This window comes from Cryptosporangium arvum DSM 44712 (assembly GCF_000585375.1).
In the GTDB taxonomy this organism is placed as follows: Bacteria; Actinomycetota; Actinomycetes; order Mycobacteriales; family Cryptosporangiaceae; genus Cryptosporangium; species Cryptosporangium arvum.
In genome coordinates, this window is the sequence record NZ_KK073874.1 from 5,220,874 (window position 1) to 5,242,361 (window position 21,488).

The window sequence follows — 21,488 nt, forward strand, 5'->3', positions numbered from 1 at the left end:
GCGTCACCGCTTCCGCGAGAAGGCCGCCTTCACCCGCTGCCAGAGCGATTCCCGCTCGGTGGTCGACGCTTCGGAGCCGACCTCCGAGGCCCGCGCACCGGAGGCAGCCTCCGCCACCGGCGCGTCGCCACCTGAGGGGGCGGGGGTCTCAGCGGCCGAGCTCTCCGCTGCGGGGCTCTCCGCCGTGGGGGTCTCCGCCGCAGGGCTCTCCTTAGCGGGGGTCTCTGCCGCGGCGCCCTCCTTGGCAGGGGTCTCCGCAGCCGCGGTTTCCGCAGCTGGGGTCTCCGCAGCTGGGGTCTCCGCAGCTGGGGTCTCCGCAGCGGTCTTGGCCGACGAGGCCGCTGTCGAGGCATCGGTCGCCGAGGTCTTCGCGGCTGGGGCCTCCGACGCCGGAGCCGCCGCTGCGGGCGCTTCACCGGTGAGGGCTTCGGCCGTGGGCTCATCGGTGACGGGCACAGCCACGGCCGGTGTCGCGGTGGTGGCGGTCTCCTCCGCTGCGGGAGCCTCCACCGCGGACACCTCGGTGGTGGTGGGCACCTCAGTAGTGGCGGTGTTGGCCGAGAGTTCGTCCGTTGCGGGTGAGGCCTCGGTGGCGGTCTCGCCTGCCGTCGCGATGTCAGCGGTGGGCTGCGGCTCGAGCGACGCCGAGTCGACCGCGGACACCTCGGGAACGGCCGTGTCGACCGGCGCCGCAGTTCGCTTTGATGCCGCAGTTCGCTTTGATGCCGCAGCTCGCTTCGATGCCGCGACTTTCTTCGGCGCCGCGGTCACCGGATCGGCGGTGGAGGTCGCCGGGGCGGAGTCCGCCGGACTCGTGTCCGCGCCCGTGGGAGCCGCCGACGCCGCCGCCGAAACCGCCCCCGGAGCCGCGGCCTCTGCGGCCGCAGGAACCGATGCACCGGCCGCGGGCGCGAGAGCCGCGCCCGCAGGCGCGCCGACCCCGGAGGCCGGAGCCTCCACCGCGGGAGCCTCCACCGCGGGAGCCTCCACCGCGGGAGACTGCACCGCGGGAGACTGCACCGCGGGAGACTGCACCGCCGGAGCCTCCACCGTGGAAGAGGACCCGGCCTTGCCGGACACCGACTCCTCGATCACCGAGGCCTCACCAGCGGCAGCGGACCCCTCGGCCTGAACGGCGGCTACCTCCGCCGGCGAAGCAACCGCCTCGACCGCTGAGCCCGAGCCCGAGGCCCCGGCTTCGGAAGCGGGCACCTTCGCCGTGGCCGCGGGCGGTGGGGTGACGCCGATCAGGGTGGCTACCTCTCGGTAGGCGCGGTCCCGGTCGGCGAGCCGCTCGGCGACGACCGTCGCGTCGCGGTGCCAGATCGCCTGGCGGCTGGGGCCGTGGGTGCTCAGCACCGTCAGCCCGCGTTCGGCCACGAGTTTGCCTGCCCGGTCGCCGAGCCGTTCCCAGCCCCGCTGCGCGACCTTGCCCTGGAGCAGCACGACACGCAGCTCCGGCAGCAGCGCGATCAGCCTCGCGAGCACGTCCGCGCCGGCGCCGAGCTGGACGCCGTTCGGTTCGCCCTTCGCGTCGCGGTGCCAGGGGTAGGCGTTCCACACCGTGACGGCCCGGGGCTCGATACCGAGCGCCTCGAACTCCACGGCCTGGCGTTCGGCCGCCTGGTCGTCGTTCTCCGTGCACACGAAACCGGAGCTCCGATCGGCCCGGCCGGGTTCGCTCAGCACGACTAACGCGCGAGCCTCGACCCCGCCGTGCCACGGCGCCACGTACGGCATCGAGCCGCGCCCGTCCGCGTCGCGTAGCTCGTCGACAAATTCGTTGATCGCGCGCACGTGGGACGCGTACTTGTCGCGCTCCTGCTCCGCACGGAAACCCGCGTCAGCCATCCGCTTAGCCACGCCCGCATCACCCTTCTCGACCCAAGAGGTGGGTCAGTGTAGGCGAACGCTCCGGAGCACCAGCGCTTGCCAAACCGCAAAGGCACCGACCTCGACCGCAACGGCCAACACCAACAGCGACAGCGCGTCCACCGGTCGGCTGAAGGCCAAAACACTCAGGGCCGCCACCGCGACCACATTGACGGTCATCACGCCCGCCACCGCTCCGCGCACGGGACGCCGGGCCGCGAGCACCGCCAGCGAACCGGCCCACGCCAGGGTCACCGCCGCGACCCCGAGGAGCACCGGCGCCGGCACGCCGAACGCCTCGCCGACCGGCCCCGCGAACACCGCGAGGATCACCGCGGCGAGCGCGCAGTACAGCGCGTCGGCGCGCAGACATCTGCCCATTCGAATCATCCTCCGCGTCCCGGCCGCCATGCCGTGCCGGTGAGCACAGTAGAGGCGCGGGCCGCTCGTGTCGCCCTCGGCTGCCCCGCCGTCGCGCGCCTCGACCGCCTGCTCGCCGTCAGCGGCGCCAGCGCCGTCCGTGCGGCCCATGCGGCCCGTGCGTCCTGTGCGGCCTGTGCGGCCTGTGCGCCCTGTGCAGCCTGTGCGCCCTGTGCAGCCTGTGCGCCCTGTGCAGCCTGTGCGCCCTGTGCAGCCTGTGCGCCCTGTGCAGCCCGTGCGGCCCGTGCGCCCCGTGCACCCCGTGCACCCCGTACGGCCCGTGCGCCCCGCGCGCCCCGCGCGCCCCGCGCGCCCCGTGCGGCCCGTGCGGCCCGTGCACCCCGTGCGGCCCGTGCACCCCGTGCGGCCCGTGCGGCCCGTGCACCCCGTGCGGCCCGTGCGGCCCGTGCGGCCCGTGCACCCCGTGCGGCCCGTGCGGCCCGTGCGGCCCGTGCACCCCGTGCGGCCCGGCGGCGACCTCGCCGTGCTCGGCACCGGCGCGGACGCGCCGGGGCCGCCGGCCGGCGGCGGCGTCTTCCCCGTCCTCACCACGTTCACCACGGGATGAACAACCCGGTACGGATGTAGGCCGCCGCGCTCGCCACTGGAGCGACGGCCGTGTCCGCGGTGGCCGAAACTCGCGGCCGCCGCGCTGATCCGACGCCGCGGCGCCGGATTGGGACGCGGCACTACGGTGGGTCCGTGGCCGAGATCGTGCAGAGCCCCGACGTCCACCAGTTGCTCGACGAGCTGACCCGCCTGGAGGGCCGGGCGAACCCGTACCCGCGGTACGCGCGGATCAGAGCGGCGTCGCCGATCGTGCGTGCCCCCGACGGCGTGCTCGTGCTCACCGGGTACGCCGAGTGCACGACGATGCTCCGCGACCCGCGCCTGGGCCACCTGCCCCCGGACATGCTCGCGTTCATCGGCTACCCGGACTGGCACGATCACCCGGCGCTGCGGACGCTGTTCACCAGCATGCTCACGATCAACCCGCCGGACCACACCCGCCTGCGGCGGCTGGTGAGCTCCACGTTCACCGCGCGGCGCGTGCAGGCGCTGCGTCCGGCGATCGAGAAAATGGTCGACGCGCTGCTCGACGACCTGAGCGGCACCGTCGATTTTGTCGACGCCTTCGCTTTTCCCCTCCCGGTGAACGTCATCGGGGAGCTGCTGGGCATCCCGGCCGGTGACCGCGCGCAGTTCCAGGCGCTCACTCGCGACTGGACGCAGGTCATGGAGGTCATCACGCCGGAGGTGCTGAGCCGCGCCGACCCGGCCGCCGCCACGATCCGCGAGTACCTGGGCGGCCTGATCGACGAGCGGCGCGCGAAGCCGGCCGACGACCTGCTCAGCGCGCTGGCCCTGGCCGAGGCGGAGGGTGACCGGCTCACGCACGACGAGGCCGTCACGACCGCGGCGCTGTTGTTCGTCGCCGGGTTCGAGACGACGACGGGCCTGCTCGCGAACGGCCTGGCGGCGCTGCTCGAGCACCCGGAGCAGTTCCAGCTGCTCGCCGAGCGGCCCGATCTGGCCCGTCCGGCCGTCGAGGAGCTGCTGCGTTACGACAGTCCGGTGCAGATCGGCGCCCGCATGGTGGCCGAGCCGATCGAGCTGGCCGGGGTCACCGTCGCCCCGGGTGAGCGGATCATCGCCTACCTCGGGGCCGGCAACCGCGACCCGCGGCGGTTCAGCGACCCGGACGCCTTGCGGCTGGACCGGGAGGACAACGCGCCGCTGTCGTTCGGCGGTGGCATCCACTACTGTCTGGGCGCGCCGCTGGCCCGGCTCGAAGCGCAGGTCGCGTTCCCGGCGTTGGCCCGGCGCTTCCCGGCGCTCGCGCCGGCCGGGGAAGCGCAGCGCCGCGACAGCCTGACCCTCAAAGGATTCACGCGGTTCCCGGTGCGAATTCCGGTGTGAGTACCCCCGTACAGCGGGTAGCTGGATACCCATGGAGATCCTGCTGATTTTCGTCTTCGTCGCGGCCGTGGCGGCGCTGCTCCACCGGTGGCACATCGCGACGAGCGGTCAGCGTCTGGCCGACCCTCCGGGTCCTGACCCGACACCGGTGCCCGGTCGCCTGCCGCTGCGGGCGAGTGCCCAGATGCGCCGGGCGATGCGTGCCCGCGGCACCTACGTGGCGCCGCAGCACACCCCGCCCCAGCACACCCCGCCCCAGCACACCCCGCCGCCGGTCGCGCCGCAGTCGGACGCTCCGTTCTAGACCGACGCCGGCTTCCAGCCGATCGCCGGGGCGATGTGCTCGGCGATCGTGGCCAGTATCCGCGCGTTGTACTCGACGCCGAGCTGGTTGGGCACGGTGAACAGCACGGTGTCGGCGTCCTGGACGGCGCGGTCGCGGGCCAGCTCGGCGGCGATCACGTCCGGCTCGCCGACGTAGGAGCGGCCGAAGCGCGACCGGACGCCGTCCAGGATCCCGATCTGGTCTTCGTCACCCCTCGATCCGAAGTAGACCCGGTCGATGTCCTCGGTGATCGGCAGGACGCTCCGGGACACCGACACGCGCGGCTCGCGGGTTCCGGTGAACGCGGCGCGGAACATCTGGATCTGCTCGGCCTGCAGTTCGTCGAACGGCACGCCGGTGTCCTCGGTGAGCAACGTCGAGCTCTGCAGGTTGACGCCGAGCGACGCCGCCCACTCCGCGGTGGCGCGCGTGCCTGCGCCCCACCAGACGCGGTCGGCGAGTCCGGCGGACTGCGGTTGGATCGGTAGGCCGGCACGCACGCCGGAGCGCGCCGGGTCGGTGGTGGCCACCGCGGCGCCCTGGATCGCCGCGAGGAAGATCTCGGTCTTGGACCGGGCCAGCTCGGCGGGGTCGTCGGCGCGGTAGCCGAACGACTCCGCGCCGCGCAGCGCGACCTCGGGTGACCCCCGGCTCAGCCCGAGCTGGAGCCGCCCGCCGCTGATCAGGTCGGTCGCGGCGGCCTCCTCGGCCATGTAGAGCGGGTTCTCGTAGCGCATGTCGATGACGCCGGTGCCCATCTCGATCCGCGAGGTGCGTGCGGCGATGGCCGAAAGCAGCGGGAACGGCGAGGCGAGCTGCCGTTCGAAGTGGTGGACCCGGACGAAGGCGCCGTCGACCCCGAGGTCCTCTGCGGCCTGGGCCAGGTCGATCGTCTGCAGCAGCGCGTCGGCCGCGGAGCGCGTCCGCGACCCCTCGACGTCGCGCCAATGGCCGAAGCTCAGGAACCCGATCTTCTTCTTCATGATGAAACAACAATAGTTGATCGATCAACAATTCCGTACCCGTGGTCGATGGCATTCCGAACCGCTAGCGTCCGGACGCATGAAGCGACAACTGGCCGGTGCGGCCGGCTTGGCGCACGGCGTCGCGGCCGTGCTCAACACCGCCAATGCCCTGCGGCCGCCCCGCACCCCCGGCCGGCTGTCGGTCCCGTCGTTCGCGGCCGGTGCGCTGACCACCGAACTTCCGGCAGCCGCCGCGGCCGCGACCGTGTTACCCCAGCTCGCGGTGGCCGCGGCCGGAGGCACCCGCACCCGCACCGGCCGCCTGGGCCTCGCGCTGTCGCTCGGCGCGGCGGCCGGTCTCGTCGCGGTCGCGGCCGCGTCCCGCCCGGCCGCCGACGTCCTCGACCGGGCGCTCGACGAGGTCTACGGCCCCGACTACCGCTCGCGGGTGCGCCACCCGGCCTGGCCGGAGCCGGGCGCCCCGTTCGGCCGCCGGCCCGGGGTCGTGCGCATGTTCCAGGTCCGCAGGCGTTACGCGCACGACGTCGACCTGGCCTACGGCCCGGCCGGCCCGCGTAACCAGCTCGACGTCTGGCGGCGGACCGATCTCCCGCCGGATGGCCGCGCCCCGGTGCTGATCCAGGTCCACGGCGGCGCGTGGACCGTCGGCAACAAGCGCGAGCAGGCCCTGCCGCTGCTGAGCCACCTCGCCGAGCGGGGCTGGGTGTGCGTCTCGGTGAACTACCGGCTCGGTCCACGCGCGACCTGGCCGGACATGATCGTCGACGTCAAGCGGGCGGTCGCCTGGGTCAAGGAGCACATCGCCGGGTACGGCGGCGACCCGGAGTTCGTCGCGATCACCGGCGGCTCGGCCGGCGGTCACCTCACCGCGCTGCACGCGCTCACCGCGCCGGACCGCCGCTGGCAGCCCGGCTTCGAGGACATCGACACCACGGTCGCGGCAGCGGTGCCGCTCTACGGCGTCTACGACTGGACCGACCCGGCCGACGCCGGGCTGGTCCGGCTGGTGGAGGAGCGCGTCGTCAAGCGGACGCTCGCGGAGGCCCCCGAGGAGTTCCGGAACGCCTCGCCCCGCCACGCGATCACCCCCGACGCGCCGCCGTTCTTCGTCCTGCACGGCGACCACGACTCGCTGGTGTCGGTGCGCGGCGCCCGCCGGTTCGTCGGCGAGCTGCGCGCGGCGTCGACATCGCCGGTCGCGTACGCGGAGATCCCCGGTGCGCAGCACGCGTTCGAGATCTTCGGGACGCGACGGGCGCACGCGGCGGCCGAGGCGATCGAACGGTTCCTCGGAATCGTGTACGCCGGATCCGAGGAGCGGGTGCCAGACTCCACGGCATGAAGTACGTGCTGATGATCTGCGACGACGAGACCTACCAGCCGGCCCCGGAGGAACTCGGCCGGGACCCGCGGATGCGTGCCTGGGAACACGACCTCACCGAGCGCGGAGCCCTGCTGGCGGGCGCGCGGCTGCGTCCCAGCGTCGACGCGACGACCGTCCGGGTACGCGACGGCGAGACGCTGGTCTCCGACGGCCCGTTCGCCGAGACCAAGGACTTCGTCGGCGGGTTCGCGGTCGTGGAGGCCGACGACCTGGACGCGGCGATCGCGATCGCGGCCGGCCACCCGTACGCGCAGTGGGGCACGGTCGAGGTCCGCCCCGTCTGGGAGTGAACGTCCGGGACGCGCTCGACGCCGCCTACCGCGACGAGTGGGGCCAGGTCGTCGGCACGCTGATCGGGCTGACCCACGACTGGGACCTGGCCGAGGACTGCGCGCAGGACGCGTTCGCCGCCGCGGTCGCCACCTGGCCGCGCGACGGGGTACCGGCCCGCCCGGGCGCCTGGCTGACGACGGCCGCACGCAACCGCGCCCTCGACCGGCTGCGCCGCGACGCGGTCGGCACCGCGAAACTGCGCCAGCTCGCGCTCGTCGACGCCGGCCCCGAGCCGCACGAGATCACCGACGAGCGGCTCCGGCTGATCTTCACCTGCTGCCACCCGGCGCTGCCGTTCGAGGCCCGGGTCGCGCTCACCCTGCGGACGCTCTGCGGCCTGAGCACGGCCGAGATCGCCCGGGCCCTGCTCACGACCGAGCCGACGATGGCCCAGCGGCTGGTGCGGGCCAAACGCAAGATCGCCGAGGCCGGTATCCCGTACCGCGTCCCGCCGGCCGAGCTGCTGCCGTCGCGGCTCGGGGCCGTCCTCGCCGTGCTCTACCTGATCTTCAACGCCGGTTACGACGGGCACCAGGACCTGACCGGCGAGGCGATCCACCTGGCCCGGGTGCTGGCGCGGCTGCTGCCCGACGAGCCCGAACCGCGAGGGCTGCTCGCGCTGATGCTGTTCGGGGAGGCCCGGCGGGCCACCCGCGCCGAGGACGGCGTCCTGGTGCCGCTGGAGGAGCAGGACCGCGGCCGCTGGGACACCGCGCTGATCGCCGAAGCCGAGCAGCTCCTGGTGCACACGCTGGCCGCGAGGCGGGCCGGCCCGTACCAGGTGCAGGCCGCGATCGCCGCCTGCCACGCCACCGCGCCGGACGCGGCGAGCACCGACTGGCCCCAGATCGCCGCGCTCTACACGCAGCTCGACCGGCTGACGCCGTCACCGGTCGTGGAACTGAACCGGGCCGTGGCGGTCGCGATGTCGGAGGGGATCGCGGCCGGGCTGGCCCTGGTCGACGCGCTGGCGGCGTCCGGGCGGCTGGACGGCTACCACCTGCTGCCGGCGACGCGCGCGGACCTGCTGCGTCGCGACGGGCGGTCCTCGGAGGCCCGGGAGGCCTACGAGCAGGCGCTTTCCCTCGCCCCGACCGAGGCCGAACGGCGCTACCTGACGCGCCGGAAAGAAAATCTCTGACCCTGTCGATCTCCGGAACGCTCGTTCGTCGGTGGGGCATGAGAACAGAGATCGAAACGCGGGCACGCCCCGGGCTCGTGCTGGGGCTCGCGTGCGCGGCCCAGGCCATGGTGGGGTTGGACACCGCGATCGTGAACGTGGCGGTGCCGTCGATCCAGCGCGAGCTCGGCGTCGACGCGGGTGTCGTGCAGTGGGTGGTCGTCGCGTACGGGCTGCTGCTCGGTGGGTTCCTGCTGGTCGGCGGGCGGATGACCGACCAGGTCGGGCGTCGGCGGGTGTTCCTGGCCGGTGTCGTGGTGTTCACGGTGGCGTCGTTCGTGGCCGGGGCCGCGCCGCACGTGGGGCTGCTGATCGCGGCCAGGGGTGTGCAGGGCTTCGGGGCGGCGCTGATCGCTCCGGCCGCGTTGTCGCTGCTGGCGGTCACGTTCCCGGACGGGCGGGAGCGGGTGCGCGCGCTCGGGATCTTCGGCGCGATCGGCGGGGTGGCCGGGTCGTTCGGCGTCGTCGTCGGCGGGCTGCTCGCCGCCGGGCCGGGGTGGCGCTGGTCGTTCTTCCTGAACGTGCCGGTCGGCGTCGTGTTCGTGGTGATCGCGCTGACGTTCCTCGTCCCCGATCCGCCCCGCGACCGCGACACCCGCCTCGACCTGCGTGGCGCCACCGTGGTCACCGGCGGGCTGCTGCTGCTCGTCTACTCGCTGCACCACGGATCGGTCCTCACCTGGGTGGCCGCGCTCGGCCTGCTGGGGTTGTTCGCGTGGATCGAAGCCCGGTCGGCACACCCGCTGGTGCCGCTGTCGGCGTGGCGCAACCGGGCGCTCGCCCCGGCGTTCCTGACCTTCTGCGCGCTGCTCGGGTTCATCTTCCTCGGTTCGCTGCTGATGCAGCAGGAACTCGGCTACTCCCCCGCGACGACCGGCGTGGCCTGGCTGGCCACCACCGCGACGATCTTCGTCGCCGCGATGGGCGGCGCCCGGCTGGCCGCGCGGGTGCCGGTGCGTGCGCTGCTGGTCACCGGGCTGACGCTCACCGTCGTCGCCGCGCTGTGGCTGACCAGGGCCACGCCCGACAGCGCCTACGTCACCGGCCTGCTCCCGGCGTTCCTGCTCGCCGGCGTCGGGTTCGGGCTCTGCGGCCCGGCGATCCAGATCAGTGCCCTCACCGGCGTGTCCCGGTCGGAGGCCGGGCTGGTCTCCGGTCTGGTGGAGACCATGCGTGAGGTCGGCGGTGCGGCCGGCGTCGCGCTCGTCGCCACCGTCCTCGTGTCCGGCTCCGGCTTCCCGTGGGCGTTCGGCCTGGTCGCCGCGGTCGCTGCCCTCGGAGTACTCACCACCGTCCTCGGAAGGACCTCCTCGTGACCACCAACCTGCCCCCCGTCGTCGACCGGGTCGCGTTCGAGGCCGAAGTCGCCGCCCTGCGCGTCCGCGAGAAAGCACACACCCAGGAGTCCGACGCCCTCGCGGCGCAGCGGCGGCGCCTGCCGATGGTCGAGGTGCCGGCCGGCACGCCGCTCACCGGCCCGAACGGTCCGACGACGCTGCTCGAGGCGTTCGAGGGACGTCGGCAACTGATCCTGTACTACTTCATGTGGCACGCCGGGCACCCGGCGGCCGAGCAGTGCGAGGGCTGCACCTGGTGTTCCTCGCAGGTGCGTGAGTTGTCCTATCTGCACTCACGTGACATCACGTACGCGATCGTGGCCCAGGGTCCCTACCCCGAGAGCGCGCGGTACCACGAGTTCATGGGCTGGGAGATGCCCTGGTACGCGGCCGAGGGCGAGCCGCTGGAGACCCTGCTCACCGGGCGGCACGTCGGCATGATGCACCTGGTCAGCTACGTGCGCGACGCCGACCGCGTCTTCGAGACCTGGTGGACGACGCGGCGCGGCGTCGAGCTCGTCGACAACTCCTACCGGCTGATGGACCTCACGGTCTGGGGACGCCAGGAGCCGCACGAGGACTCCCCGGACGGGTGGCCGCGGAACTGGCCGGTGGACGGGCACCTGCTGAAGGTCGACGGCCGCCCGATCCCGCAGTGGGCCCGCCTCGCCGCCGGCCACCCGGACTCCCTCTAGTCCAGGCAGAACTCGTTGCCCTCGGGGTCGGTCATCATGATGTGGCCGAACTCGAGGGGCGCCTGCGGCTCGTGCCGCCGGACCCGGGTGGCGCCGAGCGTCACCAGCCGCTCGGCCTCGGTCTCGAGCGCGGCCATCCGGGCGTCGCCCTGCTCGCCGGGGGCCGCACGCACGTCCAGGTGGACGCGGTTCTTCGCGACCTTGTCCTCCGGCACCTGCTGGAAGAACACCCGCGGGCCCACCCCACCGGGGTCCTCGATCGCCGATCGGCTGTTCCGGAACTCCTCCGGGACGCCGATCCGCGCGAGGAAGTCGTCCCAGGCCGCGAGCGGGTCGGCGTCCGGAGCGAGGTCGACGCCGGGCGGGCCGGGGATGACGTAGCCCAGCGCGTCGGCCCAGAACCGCGACTGCGCGCGGGGGTCGTGGGCGTCGAACGTGACCTGGACGGTCCGGCTCATCGGGGGGCTCCGTTCGTGTGCAGGTAGAGGTCGCGCAGCAGGGTGACCTCGGCGAGATGGTGGATCAGTTCGCGGTGGATGTGCAGGACCAGGTCGGCCATCGGGGCGTCGGGGTAGGGCTCCGTGGCACCGACCGGCACCGTGAGGTCGTCGTCGGACAGACCGCGCACCCCGGCCGTCCACACGTCCAGCTGGGTGTGGAGCTGGTCGAGCGCGTCCTGCGCGGTGCCGGCGTACTCCCAGCTCTCGTAGCCCGCCGGGGCCGCGCCGAAGTGCGACGCGTTGCGCGCGGCGAGCACGCCGACGATGACGTGGCCGAGCCGCCAGGCGATCGTGGTGAACGGCGGCGGCGTGGGTTGCGGGAACGTGAAGTCGATCGTGAAGTCCCCCGTGCCCGGTTCGGCCGCGCTGGTTCGTTCACGCACGGTCCAGGCCCCGGGCACCGGGGCCCAGAGGTATTCGTCGTCGGTGAGGCCGGCCAGGCGCTCCCGGACCTGGTTGGTCCAGTGCCATTCCCACTGTTCACGAAGTGCGCGGTTCCAGTCCATGAGGTCACTGTGGCAGGGCAGGCGGACAGGATGGGTCCGCTATTCGTGGTGAACTGGGTTCATGGACACGGCCGAGCGGGTGCTCGCGTTGCTGGGGCTGCTGCAGCAGCGCGCGGTCTGGACCGGGCCCGCCCTGGCCGAACGGCTCGGGGTGACGGCGCGGACCGTGCGCCGGGACGTCGAGCGGTTGCGCACGCTCGGCTACCCGGTGCAGGCGAGCCAGGGGGTGGGCGGCGGTTACCAGCTCGGGCCGGGGCAGGACCTGCCGCCGCTGCTGCTCGACGACGAGGAGGCGATCGCCACCGCGGTGTCGTTGCTGGCCGGGGCCGGTGGCGGGGTGGCGAGCGCCGGCGAAGCGGCGCTGCGTGCCCTGACCAAGCTCGACCGGGTGCTGCCGACGCGGCTGCGCTCCGAGGTGCGGGCGCTCTCCGAGTCGGTGGAGTCGTTCGGGCGGGGCGGGCGGACGCCGGTCGACCCGGACGTGCTGATGGTGCTGGCGCGCGCGTGCCGGGACCACGTCGAGGTGGAGTTCGGCTACGCGTCGCGCCCGCGTCGGGTCGAGCCCTACCGTCTGGTCTCCTCCGACCGGCGCTGGTACCTGCTGGCGTTCGACCGGGACCGCGACGACTGGCGCACGTTCCGCGTCGACCGGATGAGTGAGGTGGCTCCGCGGACCTGGCACTTCCGGCCGCGCGAGGACGCACCGGACGCGGCGGCGTACGTGCACGAGGGCGTCGCGAGCCGGGTCTACCCGCAGCGGGCGCGGTTCCTGGTGCACGCGCCGGCGGAGCGGGTGCGCGACGAGATCCCGGTGTCGGCGGCGGTCGTGTACCCGGCCGGGGACGGGCGGTGCGAGGTGCGCGCCGGGGCCGACAACCTCGACGGTGTGCTCCTGCACATGGCCCTGCTCGACCACGACTTCGAGGTGCTCGACCCGCCCGAGCTGGCCACCCGCTGCCACGAGCTGGCCGCCCGCCTCCGCGCCGCCGGTTCACGCAGCGGCGACTGACACGACGCGGGACGCGTAGCCGACCACGAGGGCGACGACCGGGAACGCGATCGCGCCGCCGCCCGCGACTACCAGGTGGACCGGGGCGAACTCGGCGGCGGCACCGGCGAGGGTCATGCCCAGCCCCTGAGCGGTCATCGACCCGGCGGTCAGCAACGTCATCGCCCGGCCGCGGAGGTGCTCGGGCACGACGTCGAGGAACCACGCGTCGACGCCGAACGTGTACACGATCCCGCTGCCGACGCCGATCTGGCACAGCAGCGCCACCGCGACGCCGGGGTGGGTCAGGTAGCCGAGCGGCGGGAGCGTCGCCGCGAGCACGATCGGAAGGCACAGGCGCACCCTCGCGCGGTGATCGAGCAGCGTCCCGGCGAGCAGCGACCCGCCGATCGCGCCGATCGGCATCCCGCACAGCAGCAGCCCCAGCGCCGCCGGGCTCGCCCCCAGCCGGGCCACGTACGCCGTCAGCAGCCCCTCCGAGACGACGACGAACATCGGCGGCACCCAGGCCAGCGCGAACACCGCCCGGATCCGCCGGTCGGCGAACAACACCCGCGCGCCGCCCCAGGACGCGGTCAGCAGCGCCCCGCCACCCACCGACCGGGCCGGGCGCGCCGGGGTCCCCACCGCGAGCAGCAGCGCGGAGACCAGGAACGTCAGCACGGTGACGCCGAGCACCGCCCCGGGGGAGATCGCCGCCAGGAGAACGCCACCGGCCGCGAACCCGGTCAGCTGGGCGGTCTGGTTCGTGACCCGGAGCAGTGAGTTGCCCAGCGAGAACAGCTCCCCGCTCGCGAGCACGTCGCCGAGCGTGGCCGCCCGCGTGCCCGCGAACACCGGGGCGATCGCCGCGAGGACGCACCGCAGCGCCAGCAACGCGGCCACCGGCATCCACGGCAGCAGCAACCCGGCGGCGAGCCCGGCGCACACCAGGTCGCACGCGACGAGCACGCGGCGCGCCGGGAAGCGGTCGGCCACCGCCGAGAGCACCGTGCCGCCGAGCACGTACGGCAGCAGCCCGAGCGCGAACGTCAACGCGCTGAGCAGCGGCGAGGACGTCCGCCGGTAGACCAGCACGGCGAGCGCGAGCTCGCACACCACGGTGCCCAACGTGGAGAGCGCATGGGCCGCGAACACGAACCGGAACTCCGGCACCGCGAGCACCGCCCGGTACCCCGTCGTCGACATGGCGGCAGCGTCGCGCGGCCCGGCGTCGGCGGAATAGTCTTTCGGCTGCCGACGAATGGGGGACGGATGCCCCTGCGACTCCGCTTCGCCGAGGCGGACCTGCTGCGGTGCCGGTTCGCGGTGTCGCCGCTGTGCGAGACGCACGAGGCGGTGCGCACGCTGCTCCGGCCGGCGCGGCACGGCTACCACCAGGCCTGGCTGGGCCGCACGCCACCGGACCTGGGGCCGTTGCCGCTGCTCATGCCGGGCGCGGGGTACACACCGGACTTCCTCGGCCCTCCCCCGGCCGCGCCGCTCGGGCACACGGCCCGGTTCGACGACGAACTCGCGCGGCTGCGCGCCACCGAGCCGGCCGCGGCACGGGCGGAGATGCGCCGCTCGTTCGCGAGCACCGGTGCCGACGTCACGCACCCGGCCCGCCGGCGCCTGCTCGACGACCCGGCCGCGGCGGTCCGGACGCTCGCCGACGCCACCGAGCGGGCCTGGCACGCGCTCGTCGCGCCGGAGTGGGACCGGCTGCTGACGGTGCTGGAGGCCGACGTCGACGAGCGCTCGCACCGGATGGCCGCGGGCGGGCTCGGCGCGCTCTTCGGCGGCCTGCACCGGGACCTGAGCTGGGACGGCGGGACGCTGACACTGCACAGCGGCAGCGCGACGTTCGAGCAGGACCTGGACGGCCGCGGGCTGCTGCTGATGCCGAGCGTGTTCGCCTGGCCCGAGGTGATCAGCGGGTTCGCCCCGCCGTGGCAACCGACCGTGATCTACCCGGCGCTGGGGATGGCGCGGGCCTGGGAGACCCGCCGCCCGGCCGAGCCCGTGTCCCGGCTGATCGGTCCGAATCGGGCCGCGCTGCTGCGCGGCCTGGACGTACCGGCGTCCACGACCGCGCTGGCCCGGCGGCACCGGCTGGCCGCGTCCACGGTGTCCGCGCACCTGGCGGTGTTGCGCGACGCCGGGCTGGTGACCGCCCGGCGGCAGGGCCTCGAGGTGCTCTACCGCCGGACGGCGCTCGGTACGGCGCTGCTAGGGCAGTAGGACGTCGAGGAACGTGTTGCTGAAGACGCGGTGCGGGTCGGCGGCGTTCAGCGTCGCCCGGGCGGTGTCCCAGTTGTCGCCGGAGGGCTGACCGGCCCGGAGGCTCTGCGGGATGCGCCCGGTGAGCGCGGCCGAGTCGGTCCAGGCCCCGGACGGGGTGACCGCCCAGGCCTTCGACCATTCCGGACGGACGGTCGCGTAACTGCCGCTGTAGTTCGCGACGATCCACGCCTCCATCTCGGCGTAGAACGCGTCGCACTCCGGGGTGCCGGGGATCGTGCCCATGTCGAGCCAGACCACGGTGTCCCATTCCGGGTGGTCGGGGCGGGGCCGGGCCGCCGAGAGCTGGGGGCTCACGCCGCCGCCCGCCACCTCCGCCGGGGCGTCGACGCCGGTCACCCGGATCTCGACCGGGCCGTTCATCGGGAACTTGCCCTGGGCCTGGTAGGCGGTGATGCGCTCCTGGTACTTGACGTAGAACTCGTGCACGACCCGCTGGACGTTGGCCCGGGAGGTGAGCACCGCGTACCCGGCCTCGACGATGCGCAGCGTGGTCGGCTGGACGTAGAGCAGCGAGTTCTTCGACCAGCCCCAGATGTCCCAGGTGCCGGTGACGATCAGCCCCGAGCCGACGATCGAGATCTGGAGGTTCTGGAACGCCGGGGTGCCGCTGACGTCGCCGCGGACGATCCGGGACAGGAAGTTGCTCTGCTCCGGGGTGAGGAAGTTGGCGAACGTGTAGGCGTAGGGCGCGTTGACGGTCTTCGAGAGCACCGGTTTCGTCGGTGCGATCGTCCAGACCTTGAGCCACGGGCGGTCGGTGAACGGGAACCAGATCGCTTCCACGCGGCCGCTGGAGTTGACGTAGCTGGAGAGCGTGCGCCCGCCGGTGCCGGGCGCGCCGAACAGCGTGGCGGTCGGGATGTCGTAGAAGCTCTGGCAGCGCAGCCGGGTGTTGGTGCCCACCTGCAACGTGGCGCTGACGACGAACGCGCGGCCGAGGTGCACCAGGAACGCGGCGATGTCGGGCTGGGTGCGGGTGTAGGTCTTCAGCGCGTAGGCGCTGCCGTTCCAGGCGACGACGGTGAGCGAGAGGACGAGGTTGCTGAGCGTGCCGTAGCTGGTGCCCGGAATCCGGGTCTCCCCGGTGGCCGGGACGGCCGAGCCGTGGGCGCCGATCGCCAGCACCCCGCCGACCGTGAGGTTACCGGGGGCGGTGAGGGCGGCCAGCCCTTTGCCGGCGTTCTCGAGCGCGACCGTGAGCTGGTCGATCGTCGCGCCGGCCTGCACGGTGACGCTGCTGCTGCCGACCTGGATGCTCCGGAGGTTCTTGGTCAGGTCGACGAGCACGACCTTGCTGACGTCGGCGCCGGCCGGCAGGAGCGTGGGCGACCAGCCGTGGCTCATGCCTTTCGGGCGGACGCGGTAGTCGTTGGCGTGGGCCCAGTTGGCGACCGTGACGACGTCGGCCGGGGTGGCCGGGGCGCAGGTCCAGACGTCGGCGAGGCTGATCTCGCCGGACCAGTTCACGTAGGCCTGCTGGTAGAGCTCGATGCCGCTGGGGAAGGCGGGTGGCGGGGCGATCGTGGCGGCGGACGCCGGAACGGCGAACGCCTCCCCGGCGAGACCGGCGGCGGCGAGTGCGGCCGCGCCTTTCAGGATGGTTCGACGGTTGACGGACATGAACCACTCCTCTCATCGGTGAGAGTGGGCGTAACCAAGCGATTGCTTGGGGTACGCGAACGTACTCCTCTCCGATGGCACGTTTCCAGCGGTCCGATGTGGCCTTAAGGCTTAGATCAGGGTGTTCGCCGGATCGGGACCTTCGCCGGTGACGAGGAACGTGCCGAGCGCCAGCTCCTTGAGCCGCGCCGGGTCGTGCAGGGTGTGGGTGCGGGCGTTGCGCCAGTGGCGGTCGAGGTCGTGTTTGCGGTCAGCCGCGCTGGAGCCGGAGAAGTCGAAGAGGCGGGTCGCGACGTCGAGCGCGACCCGACCGGCGAACGCCTTGGCCGCCGCCACCTCCAGCCGGGCGTGGGTGACGAGGCCCGGGTCGTCGTCGGCCGCGTCCACCGCCCGCGCCGCGGACACCAGCAGCGCCTCCGCGGCGCGGACGTCGATCTCCAGCTCACCCGCGAGCCGGACCAGGTGCGGGTCGTCGACCGCACGCTCGTAGCCGGAGCCGTGCGCGGGCCGGGCCTTGTCGCGCAGGAACGCCACGCCGTCGGTGAGCGCGCCCCGGGCGATCCCGACCTCGATCGCGGCGTGGATGATCTGGCCGAACGCGGAGAACGTCGTGCCCGCCACCACGCGGAACGGCCGGCGCAGCACGTGCTCGGCCGGGACGACGACGTCGGTGAGCCTGGTCGTGCCGCTGAACGTCGCCCGCTGGCCGAACGCGTTCCAGTCCTGCTCGACGACCACGCCCGGGGTGTCCCGGCGCACGTAGGCGACCGAGACCTCGTCGAGTTCGTCCAGGCCGAACACCGGGATCCACTGGGCGGTGAGCGCGCCGGTCGAGTAGTACTTCGTACCGTTCACGACGACGTCCTCGCCGCGCGGGAGGATCCGCGTCCCGTACGCGCGCGAGGTCTTCGTGCCGCGCTCGGACAGCGCGTTGCCGAGGCGGGCGCCGGCCAGGAACTCGGCCGCGAAGAACTCCCGCTGGGCCGGGGTGCCCGCACGCAGGACCAGGTCGACGAACGCGACGTGGTTCTGCGGGATCTGGCCGACCGCGGGGTCGGCCGCCGAGAGCACACGGAAGACCTCGGCGACGGTCGCGGTGCTGACGCCCGCCCCGCCGAGCTCGGCCGGCACCCGCATGCCGAGCAGCCCGGTCGCGGCGAGCTGCTCGAGCTCGCGGTACGGGAGCGCGGCGGTGGAGTCACGCTCCTCCGCACCGGCCCGGAGCGTGGGGGCGAACGCGGAGGCCGCGGCCAGCACGGCCGCGTCGTCGGTGAGAACGGTCACGGGCGACTACCCTATGCGTCCCATGAGCGTGCTCGTCGTACTGCGGGGGAACTCGGGGTCGGGCAAGAGCACGGTCGCCCGGGAGCTGCGCCGCCGGCACGGGCGCGGCTGTGCGCTCGTCGACCAGGACTACCTGCGTCGCACCGTGCTCCGCGAGCACGACGTGGCCGGAGGGCTGGCGCCGACGCTGGTGGCCGCGACCGCCCGGCTGGCGCTCACGCACGGGTACTCAGTGGTGCTGGAGGGGATCCTGACCGCGGAGCGCTACCGGGAGGAGTTGGTGGCGCTCGCCGCCGGACACTCCGGGCGCTCGACGTTCTTCTGGTTCGACGTCAGCCTGCCGGAGACGCTCCGGCGGCACGCGACGCGGCCGCTGGCCGCGACGGTGGGCCCGGACGCGCTGACCAGCTGGTACCTGGAGTCGGATCGGCTCGGCGCGCCCGACGAGCACGTGATCGCCGAAGCCTCGACGCTCGACGAGACGGTCGCGTTCGTCGCCGAACGGAGCGGGCTTCCGCAGGACGGGCGCACCGAGGACTACCTGCCGTTCGCCCGGACCAGGCCGGACTCGTAGGCGAGCACGACCAGCTGGGCCCGGTCGCGGACGGCGAGTTTCGTGATGATGCGGGTGACGTGGGTCTTCGCGGTGAGCGGGCTCATCGCGAGCGCGGCGCCGATCTCGGCGTTGTTGAGGCCGGCCGCGACGAGCGTGAGGACCTCGCGCTCCCGGTCGGTGAGCGCCGCGAGCCGCTCCGGGCTCGGCTCGGCCGGCTCCACCCGGCGGGCGAACTCGGCGATGACCCGCCGGGTGACGCTCGGGCTCAGCAGCGCCTCTCCCCCGGCGACCACCCGGACCGCCCGGCAGAGTTCGTCGTGGCTCACGGTCTTGGCGAGGAAGCCGCTCGCCCCGGAGCGCAGCGCCTCGAAGACGTAGGCGTCGATCTCGAACGTCGTCAGGATCACCGTGCGGACGTCCGGCTGGGCGGCCGCGAGGCGACGGGTGACCTCGAGCCCGTCGAGGTGCGGCATCCGGATGTCGAGCAGCGCCACGTCGGGGGCGACCCGGGCGGCCTCGCGCAGCGCCTCCGGGCCGTCGGCGGCCTCCGCGACGACCTCGATGTCGCCGTCGAGCTCCAGCAGGCTCCGCAGCCCCACCCGCACGAGCTGCTGGTCGTCCGCGAGCAACACCCGGATCACGCGCCCTCCCCCTCGGCCGGGAGCCAGGCTTTCACCTCGAAGCCGCGGCGCGGGGCCGGGCCGGCGTGCAGCGAACCGCCGAGGCTCGAGACCCGCTCGCGCATGCCGGTCAGCCCGTGCCCCCAGGCGCTCACGGGCCCGCCGCGCCCGTCGTCGGTGACGGTGACCGCCACCCCCGCCGGCGACCGGTCGACCGCCACCGCGGCGGTGGAGGCGGACGCGTGGCGCAGCACGTTCGTCAGCGCCTCCTGCACGATCCGGTAGACGGTCAGCCCCACCGCGGGCGGGTAGGGCCCGGCCGGCCCGGAGCGGGCCAGCGACACCCGCACGCCGCTGTCCGCGGCCCGGCTCACGAGCTCGTCCAGCTGGGTCTCGTCCGGCAGTGCCAGCACCGGGGCCTCGCCGTCACGCAGCAGCGTCACGCTGGCCTGCAGCTCGCCGATCGCGTCGACGTTGATCGTGCGGGTGCCCTCCAGCAGCTTCTTCGCCGCCGCCGGGTCCCGATCGACGAGCTCCTTCGCCAGCGTGATCTGCAGCCCGACCACCGCCACCGTGTGCGCGGTGACGTCGTGCAGCTCGCGGGCGATCCGTAACCGCTCGGTGAGCACCCGCTCGGACGCCTCCCGCTCCTGCTGCCCGCGCTCGGCCGCGAGCCGCGCGGAGAACTCGGCCGCGAGCCGGTCCCTGGTGCGTACCGCGGTGCCCGCGACCAGCGCCAGCGCGTACACCGCGACCTCGCGCACGACCATGTCGAGCAGCTCCAGCGGTGGCACGCCCGCGCGCAGCACCCAGCCCGCTCCGATCAGGATCGCGGCGGCCCCCACCCCGGCGCCGACGAGCACCCGACCGGCCCGCGCGACCGTGTACAGCGGCACCAGCAACGGCCACAGCGGCCCCATCCCGGGAAAGCCGGTGCTGTTGTACGTGAGCACGGCGACCAGCGACGCCACCAGCACGGTCACCGGCCACCGCCGCCGCACCAGCAGCAACCCCGCCGAGCGTCACGCCGAGCGTGGCCGCGGCCACCACCGCGCCCGGGCGCGCCTCCTCCGGGCTCACCACCACCGCGATCGTCACGGCCACGGCGGTCACGACGCTCAGCACGACGTTGATCACGCGCTCACTCCCCGTGCCGATGGGCCCGCGCGACGGCTCCGGGCCCGACCACGACGTACTGCCCCATCATCCCCGCATCCTCGTGCGCGAGCAGGTGGCAGTGGTACATGTACGGCGATCGGGCGTCGACGTGCGTGCCGTAGCGGACGGCGAGCGTCACCGCGCTGTTCGCCGGCACGAACACGGTGTCCTTCTCCCCGCGCTCGGCCTCCGGTGGTGGCGCGCCGTCCCGGTCGAGCAGGTGGAACGAGGCGCCGTGGACGTGGACGTTGTGCACGTTCTGCCCGGGGTTACGGATCTCCCACCGTTCGACCGACCCGGCCGCGACCCGCCGGTCGATCCGCCCGTGGTCCAGCACCGCGCCGTTGAGATGGAACTCGCCGAGGTCCAGCCGGAACGGCTCGGGCACGGTGATCGCCGGTCGCCGCACCCCGGTCGTCAACCGCTCCGGTACCGCCGGCGAGGGACGGAGGGTGGCCGCCGCCCGCACCTGGACGAGGTCGAACGTGTCGTCGCCGCCGGCCAGACGCTGGGTGAGGAGGTTGCCGCCGAGCCGGGGGGCGAAGGACCGGAGCACGACCCGCTCGCCCGGGTCGAACGCGACGACGATCTCGGCGCGCTCCCCGGGCGAGAGCCGCAGCCGCGTGCACCGCACCGGCGTCTCCAGCCACCCGGCGTCGGTCGCGACGAGCGTGAACGCCCGGTGGTCGGTGAACCCGAGCGAGTAGACGCGCGCGTTCGAACCGTTGACCAGCCGGAAGCGCACCCGGCGGGTGACCACCTCGACGAACGGGTCGTAGCCGCCGTTGACCAAGATCGTGTCGCCGAGCAGCCCGGTGGTGGCGAGCCCGCCGAAGCCGAGGTTCGCCTCGTCGAGCCGCCCGTCGCGGGTGAAGTTCCGGTCCTGGACGATCAGCGGGATGTCGTCGACCCCGTAGTCGTGCGGCAGGGTGTCGCTGCGCTCGTCGTCGATCAGGAAGAGCCCGGCGATCCCCCGGTAGACGTGCCTGGCCGTGGTGCGGTGCAGGTGCGGGTGGTACCAGAGCGTCGCCGCCCGCTGGTCGATCGTCCAGGTCGGACGCCAGGTCGCCCCGGGCGCGATCGGCTGGTGCGGCCCGCCGTCGGCGATCGCGGGCAGGTGCATGCCGTGCCAGTGCAGCGAGGTGGTCTCCGGGAGCCGGTTGGTGACCGCGACGCTCACGCGTGCCCCCCGGCGCGCACGCAGCGTGGGCCCGAGGATCGACCCGTTCGCACCCCAGGTCGGCGTGCGCGGTCCCGGCAGCAGACGCGACTCGCCGCTCCGCAGCGTGAGCGCGGCCCCCGGGCTCGCGTCGAGCTCCGGCGGGATCGGCAGCCGGTTGCGGAACGTCAGCGTGCCGACGTTGCCGCGCCCGGCGCCGGCCCAGACGAACCCGGCGACGCCGGCGGACGGCACGACGAGCGATGCGCTCACCGCCGCACCCCACCGCAGCACGGTCCGGCGGGTCGTGGTCCTCGTCGTCATACCGGGAACGCTAG

22 protein-coding genes are annotated in these 21,488 nt (G+C 73.8%); 11 read left to right on the top strand and 11 right to left on the bottom strand.

Translation table 11 applies throughout. The features are described 5' to 3' along the window. Positions 1 to 3: 3 nt before the first annotated feature. The gene (locus tag CRYAR_RS49065; RefSeq protein WP_063725754.1) at positions 4 to 1,863 is read right to left on the bottom strand and encodes a uracil-DNA glycosylase; all 1,860 of its coding nucleotides are present in this window, start codon (positions 1,861 to 1,863) and stop codon (positions 4 to 6) included. Positions 1,864 to 1,896: 33 nt separating this feature from the next. Further along, positions 1,897 to 2,403 carry a hypothetical protein gene (locus CRYAR_RS23640; protein ID WP_035855328.1) on the bottom strand — a complete coding sequence of 169 codons (507 nt, stop codon included), beginning with the start codon at positions 2,401 to 2,403 and terminating at the stop codon, positions 1,897 to 1,899. Positions 2,404 to 2,725: 322 nt separating this feature from the next. Between CRYAR_RS23640 and CRYAR_RS50305 the strand changes: the two genes are divergently transcribed. The 3 genes from CRYAR_RS50305 to CRYAR_RS23655 all read left to right on the top strand — a co-directional run bounded on the left by CRYAR_RS50305 (position 2,726) and on the right by CRYAR_RS23655 (position 4,516). Then, positions 2,726 to 2,860, top strand: a complete 135-nt coding sequence (locus tag CRYAR_RS50305; protein WP_281174624.1) for a hypothetical protein — start codon at positions 2,726 to 2,728, stop codon at positions 2,858 to 2,860. Positions 2,861 to 3,003: 143 nt separating this feature from the next. Further along, positions 3,004 to 4,212 (top strand): cytochrome P450, encoded by a 1,209-nt coding sequence (locus CRYAR_RS23650; RefSeq protein WP_425389399.1) that lies wholly within the window; start codon positions 3,004 to 3,006, stop codon positions 4,210 to 4,212. Between the two features lie 31 nt (positions 4,213 to 4,243). Beyond that, the gene (locus CRYAR_RS23655) at positions 4,244 to 4,516 is read left to right on the top strand and encodes a hypothetical protein (RefSeq protein ID WP_035855329.1); all 273 of its coding nucleotides are present in this window, start codon (positions 4,244 to 4,246) and stop codon (positions 4,514 to 4,516) included. Here CRYAR_RS23655 and CRYAR_RS23660 read toward each other — a convergent pair. After that, positions 4,513 to 5,520: an LLM class flavin-dependent oxidoreductase gene (locus CRYAR_RS23660; RefSeq protein WP_035855330.1), complete on the bottom strand. Its 1,008-nt coding sequence runs from the start codon at positions 5,518 to 5,520 to the stop codon at positions 4,513 to 4,515. The two genes, CRYAR_RS23655 and CRYAR_RS23660, sit on opposite strands and share 4 nt — an antisense overlap. A gap of 79 nt (positions 5,521 to 5,599) precedes the next feature. On the opposite strand from CRYAR_RS23660, the gene CRYAR_RS23665 reads away from it, so the two are divergent. Genes CRYAR_RS23665 through CRYAR_RS23685 form a run of 5 tightly spaced genes read left to right on the top strand, consistent with a single transcriptional unit; the run spans position 5,600 to position 10,452 of the window. After that, positions 5,600 to 6,865, top strand: coding sequence for an alpha/beta hydrolase (locus CRYAR_RS23665; RefSeq protein WP_035855331.1), 1,266 nt, complete (start codon positions 5,600 to 5,602; stop codon positions 6,863 to 6,865). Next, positions 6,862 to 7,197 carry a YciI family protein gene (locus CRYAR_RS23670; protein WP_035855332.1) on the top strand — a complete coding sequence of 112 codons (336 nt, stop codon included), beginning with the start codon at positions 6,862 to 6,864 and terminating at the stop codon, positions 7,195 to 7,197. Before CRYAR_RS23665 ends, CRYAR_RS23670 begins: the two co-directional genes overlap by 4 nt. Next, complete coding sequence (locus CRYAR_RS23675) at positions 7,194 to 8,381, top strand: RNA polymerase sigma factor (RefSeq protein ID WP_211247606.1); 1,188 nt, start codon at positions 7,194 to 7,196, stop codon at positions 8,379 to 8,381. Before CRYAR_RS23670 ends, CRYAR_RS23675 begins: the two co-directional genes overlap by 4 nt. A 38-nt stretch (positions 8,382 to 8,419) precedes the next feature. Further along, on the top strand, positions 8,420 to 9,736 hold the full coding sequence (locus CRYAR_RS23680) for an MFS transporter (RefSeq protein WP_084700878.1): 1,317 nt from the start codon (positions 8,420 to 8,422) through the stop codon (positions 9,734 to 9,736). Next, positions 9,733 to 10,452: a DUF899 family protein gene (locus CRYAR_RS23685; RefSeq protein ID WP_035855333.1), complete on the top strand. Its 720-nt coding sequence runs from the start codon at positions 9,733 to 9,735 to the stop codon at positions 10,450 to 10,452. Before CRYAR_RS23680 ends, CRYAR_RS23685 begins: the two co-directional genes overlap by 4 nt. Here the strand turns inward: CRYAR_RS23685 and CRYAR_RS23690 are convergent. Together CRYAR_RS23690 and CRYAR_RS23695 are read right to left on the bottom strand one after the other, a co-directional pair. After that, positions 10,449 to 10,910, bottom strand: coding sequence for a VOC family protein (locus CRYAR_RS23690; RefSeq protein WP_035855334.1), 462 nt, complete (start codon positions 10,908 to 10,910; stop codon positions 10,449 to 10,451). The genes CRYAR_RS23685 and CRYAR_RS23690 overlap by 4 nt on opposite strands. Continuing rightward, positions 10,907 to 11,458: a DinB family protein gene (locus tag CRYAR_RS23695; RefSeq protein ID WP_035855335.1), complete on the bottom strand. Its 552-nt coding sequence runs from the start codon at positions 11,456 to 11,458 to the stop codon at positions 10,907 to 10,909. Before CRYAR_RS23695 ends, CRYAR_RS23690 begins: the two co-directional genes overlap by 4 nt. Before the next feature lie 61 nt (positions 11,459 to 11,519). Here CRYAR_RS23695 and CRYAR_RS23700 point away from each other — a divergent pair, with 61 nt between their 5' ends. Next, a complete protein-coding gene (locus CRYAR_RS23700) occupies positions 11,520 to 12,467 on the top strand; it encodes a helix-turn-helix transcriptional regulator (RefSeq protein WP_035855336.1) in 948 nt (315 codons plus the stop codon). Here the strand turns inward: CRYAR_RS23700 and CRYAR_RS23705 are convergent. After that, positions 12,450 to 13,655: an MFS transporter gene (locus CRYAR_RS23705; RefSeq protein WP_051570855.1), complete on the bottom strand. Its 1,206-nt coding sequence runs from the start codon at positions 13,653 to 13,655 to the stop codon at positions 12,450 to 12,452. The genes CRYAR_RS23700 and CRYAR_RS23705 overlap by 18 nt on opposite strands. A gap of 66 nt (positions 13,656 to 13,721) precedes the next feature. On the opposite strand from CRYAR_RS23705, the gene CRYAR_RS23710 reads away from it, so the two are divergent. Continuing rightward, positions 13,722 to 14,690: an ArsR/SmtB family transcription factor gene (locus CRYAR_RS23710; RefSeq protein ID WP_035855337.1), complete on the top strand. Its 969-nt coding sequence runs from the start codon at positions 13,722 to 13,724 to the stop codon at positions 14,688 to 14,690. Here CRYAR_RS23710 and CRYAR_RS23715 read toward each other — a convergent pair. Together CRYAR_RS23715 and CRYAR_RS23720 are read right to left on the bottom strand one after the other, a co-directional pair. Then, a complete protein-coding gene (locus CRYAR_RS23715) occupies positions 14,679 to 16,373 on the bottom strand; it encodes a cholesterol oxidase substrate-binding domain-containing protein (RefSeq protein ID WP_035855338.1) in 1,695 nt (564 codons plus the stop codon). The genes CRYAR_RS23710 and CRYAR_RS23715 overlap by 12 nt on opposite strands. A gap of 111 nt (positions 16,374 to 16,484) precedes the next feature. Further along, positions 16,485 to 17,657, bottom strand: a complete 1,173-nt coding sequence (locus CRYAR_RS23720; protein ID WP_035855339.1) for an SfnB family sulfur acquisition oxidoreductase — start codon at positions 17,655 to 17,657, stop codon at positions 16,485 to 16,487. 13 nt (positions 17,658 to 17,670) lie between these two features. Here CRYAR_RS23720 and CRYAR_RS23725 point away from each other — a divergent pair, with 13 nt between their 5' ends. Beyond that, positions 17,671 to 18,231, top strand: a complete 561-nt coding sequence (locus tag CRYAR_RS23725) for an AAA family ATPase (protein WP_035866059.1) — start codon at positions 17,671 to 17,673, stop codon at positions 18,229 to 18,231. Here CRYAR_RS23725 and CRYAR_RS23730 read toward each other — a convergent pair. The 3 genes from CRYAR_RS23730 to CRYAR_RS23740 all read right to left on the bottom strand — a co-directional run bounded on the left by CRYAR_RS23730 (position 18,195) and on the right by CRYAR_RS23740 (position 21,474). Then, the gene (locus tag CRYAR_RS23730) at positions 18,195 to 18,854 is read right to left on the bottom strand and encodes a response regulator (RefSeq protein ID WP_035855340.1); all 660 of its coding nucleotides are present in this window, start codon (positions 18,852 to 18,854) and stop codon (positions 18,195 to 18,197) included. The two genes, CRYAR_RS23725 and CRYAR_RS23730, sit on opposite strands and share 37 nt — an antisense overlap. Continuing rightward, positions 18,851 to 19,834, bottom strand: a complete 984-nt coding sequence (locus CRYAR_RS23735) for a sensor histidine kinase (protein WP_245620716.1) — start codon at positions 19,832 to 19,834, stop codon at positions 18,851 to 18,853. Before CRYAR_RS23735 ends, CRYAR_RS23730 begins: the two co-directional genes overlap by 4 nt. A 140-nt stretch (positions 19,835 to 19,974) precedes the next feature. After that, the gene (locus CRYAR_RS23740; RefSeq protein ID WP_051570857.1) at positions 19,975 to 21,474 is read right to left on the bottom strand and encodes a multicopper oxidase family protein; all 1,500 of its coding nucleotides are present in this window, start codon (positions 21,472 to 21,474) and stop codon (positions 19,975 to 19,977) included. Between the last annotated feature and the right edge of the window lie 14 nt (positions 21,475 to 21,488).

What these genes read in the sequence shown, in the direction of transcription:
- CRYAR_RS23640 (WP_035855328.1), bottom strand. Translation starts at nt 2,403, where the DNA reads ATGGGCCGCACGGACGGCGCTGGCGCCGCTGACGGCGAGCAGGCGGTC.
- CRYAR_RS23655 (WP_035855329.1), top strand. Translation starts at nt 4,244, where the DNA reads ATGGAGATCCTGCTGATTTTCGTCTTCGTCGCGGCCGTGGCGGCGCTG.
- CRYAR_RS23660 (WP_035855330.1), bottom strand. Translation starts at nt 5,520, where the DNA reads ATGAAGAAGAAGATCGGGTTCCTGAGCTTCGGCCATTGGCGCGACGTC.
- CRYAR_RS23665 (WP_035855331.1), top strand. Translation starts at nt 5,600, where the DNA reads ATGAAGCGACAACTGGCCGGTGCGGCCGGCTTGGCGCACGGCGTCGCG.
- CRYAR_RS23670 (WP_035855332.1), top strand. Translation starts at nt 6,862, where the DNA reads ATGAAGTACGTGCTGATGATCTGCGACGACGAGACCTACCAGCCGGCC.
- CRYAR_RS23680 (WP_084700878.1), top strand. Translation starts at nt 8,420, where the DNA reads ATGAGAACAGAGATCGAAACGCGGGCACGCCCCGGGCTCGTGCTGGGG.
- CRYAR_RS23690 (WP_035855334.1), bottom strand. Translation starts at nt 10,910, where the DNA reads ATGAGCCGGACCGTCCAGGTCACGTTCGACGCCCACGACCCCCGCGCG.
- CRYAR_RS23695 (WP_035855335.1), bottom strand. Translation starts at nt 11,458, where the DNA reads ATGGACTGGAACCGCGCACTTCGTGAACAGTGGGAATGGCACTGGACC.
- CRYAR_RS23700 (WP_035855336.1), top strand. Translation starts at nt 11,520, where the DNA reads ATGGACACGGCCGAGCGGGTGCTCGCGTTGCTGGGGCTGCTGCAGCAG.
- CRYAR_RS23705 (WP_051570855.1), bottom strand. Translation starts at nt 13,655, where the DNA reads ATGTCGACGACGGGGTACCGGGCGGTGCTCGCGGTGCCGGAGTTCCGG.
- CRYAR_RS23710 (WP_035855337.1), top strand. Translation starts at nt 13,722, where the DNA reads ATGCCCCTGCGACTCCGCTTCGCCGAGGCGGACCTGCTGCGGTGCCGG.
- CRYAR_RS23715 (WP_035855338.1), bottom strand. Translation starts at nt 16,373, where the DNA reads ATGTCCGTCAACCGTCGAACCATCCTGAAAGGCGCGGCCGCACTCGCC.
- CRYAR_RS23725 (WP_035866059.1), top strand. Translation starts at nt 17,671, where the DNA reads ATGCGTCCCATGAGCGTGCTCGTCGTACTGCGGGGGAACTCGGGGTCG.
- CRYAR_RS23740 (WP_051570857.1), bottom strand. Translation starts at nt 21,474, where the DNA reads ATGACGACGAGGACCACGACCCGCCGGACCGTGCTGCGGTGGGGTGCG.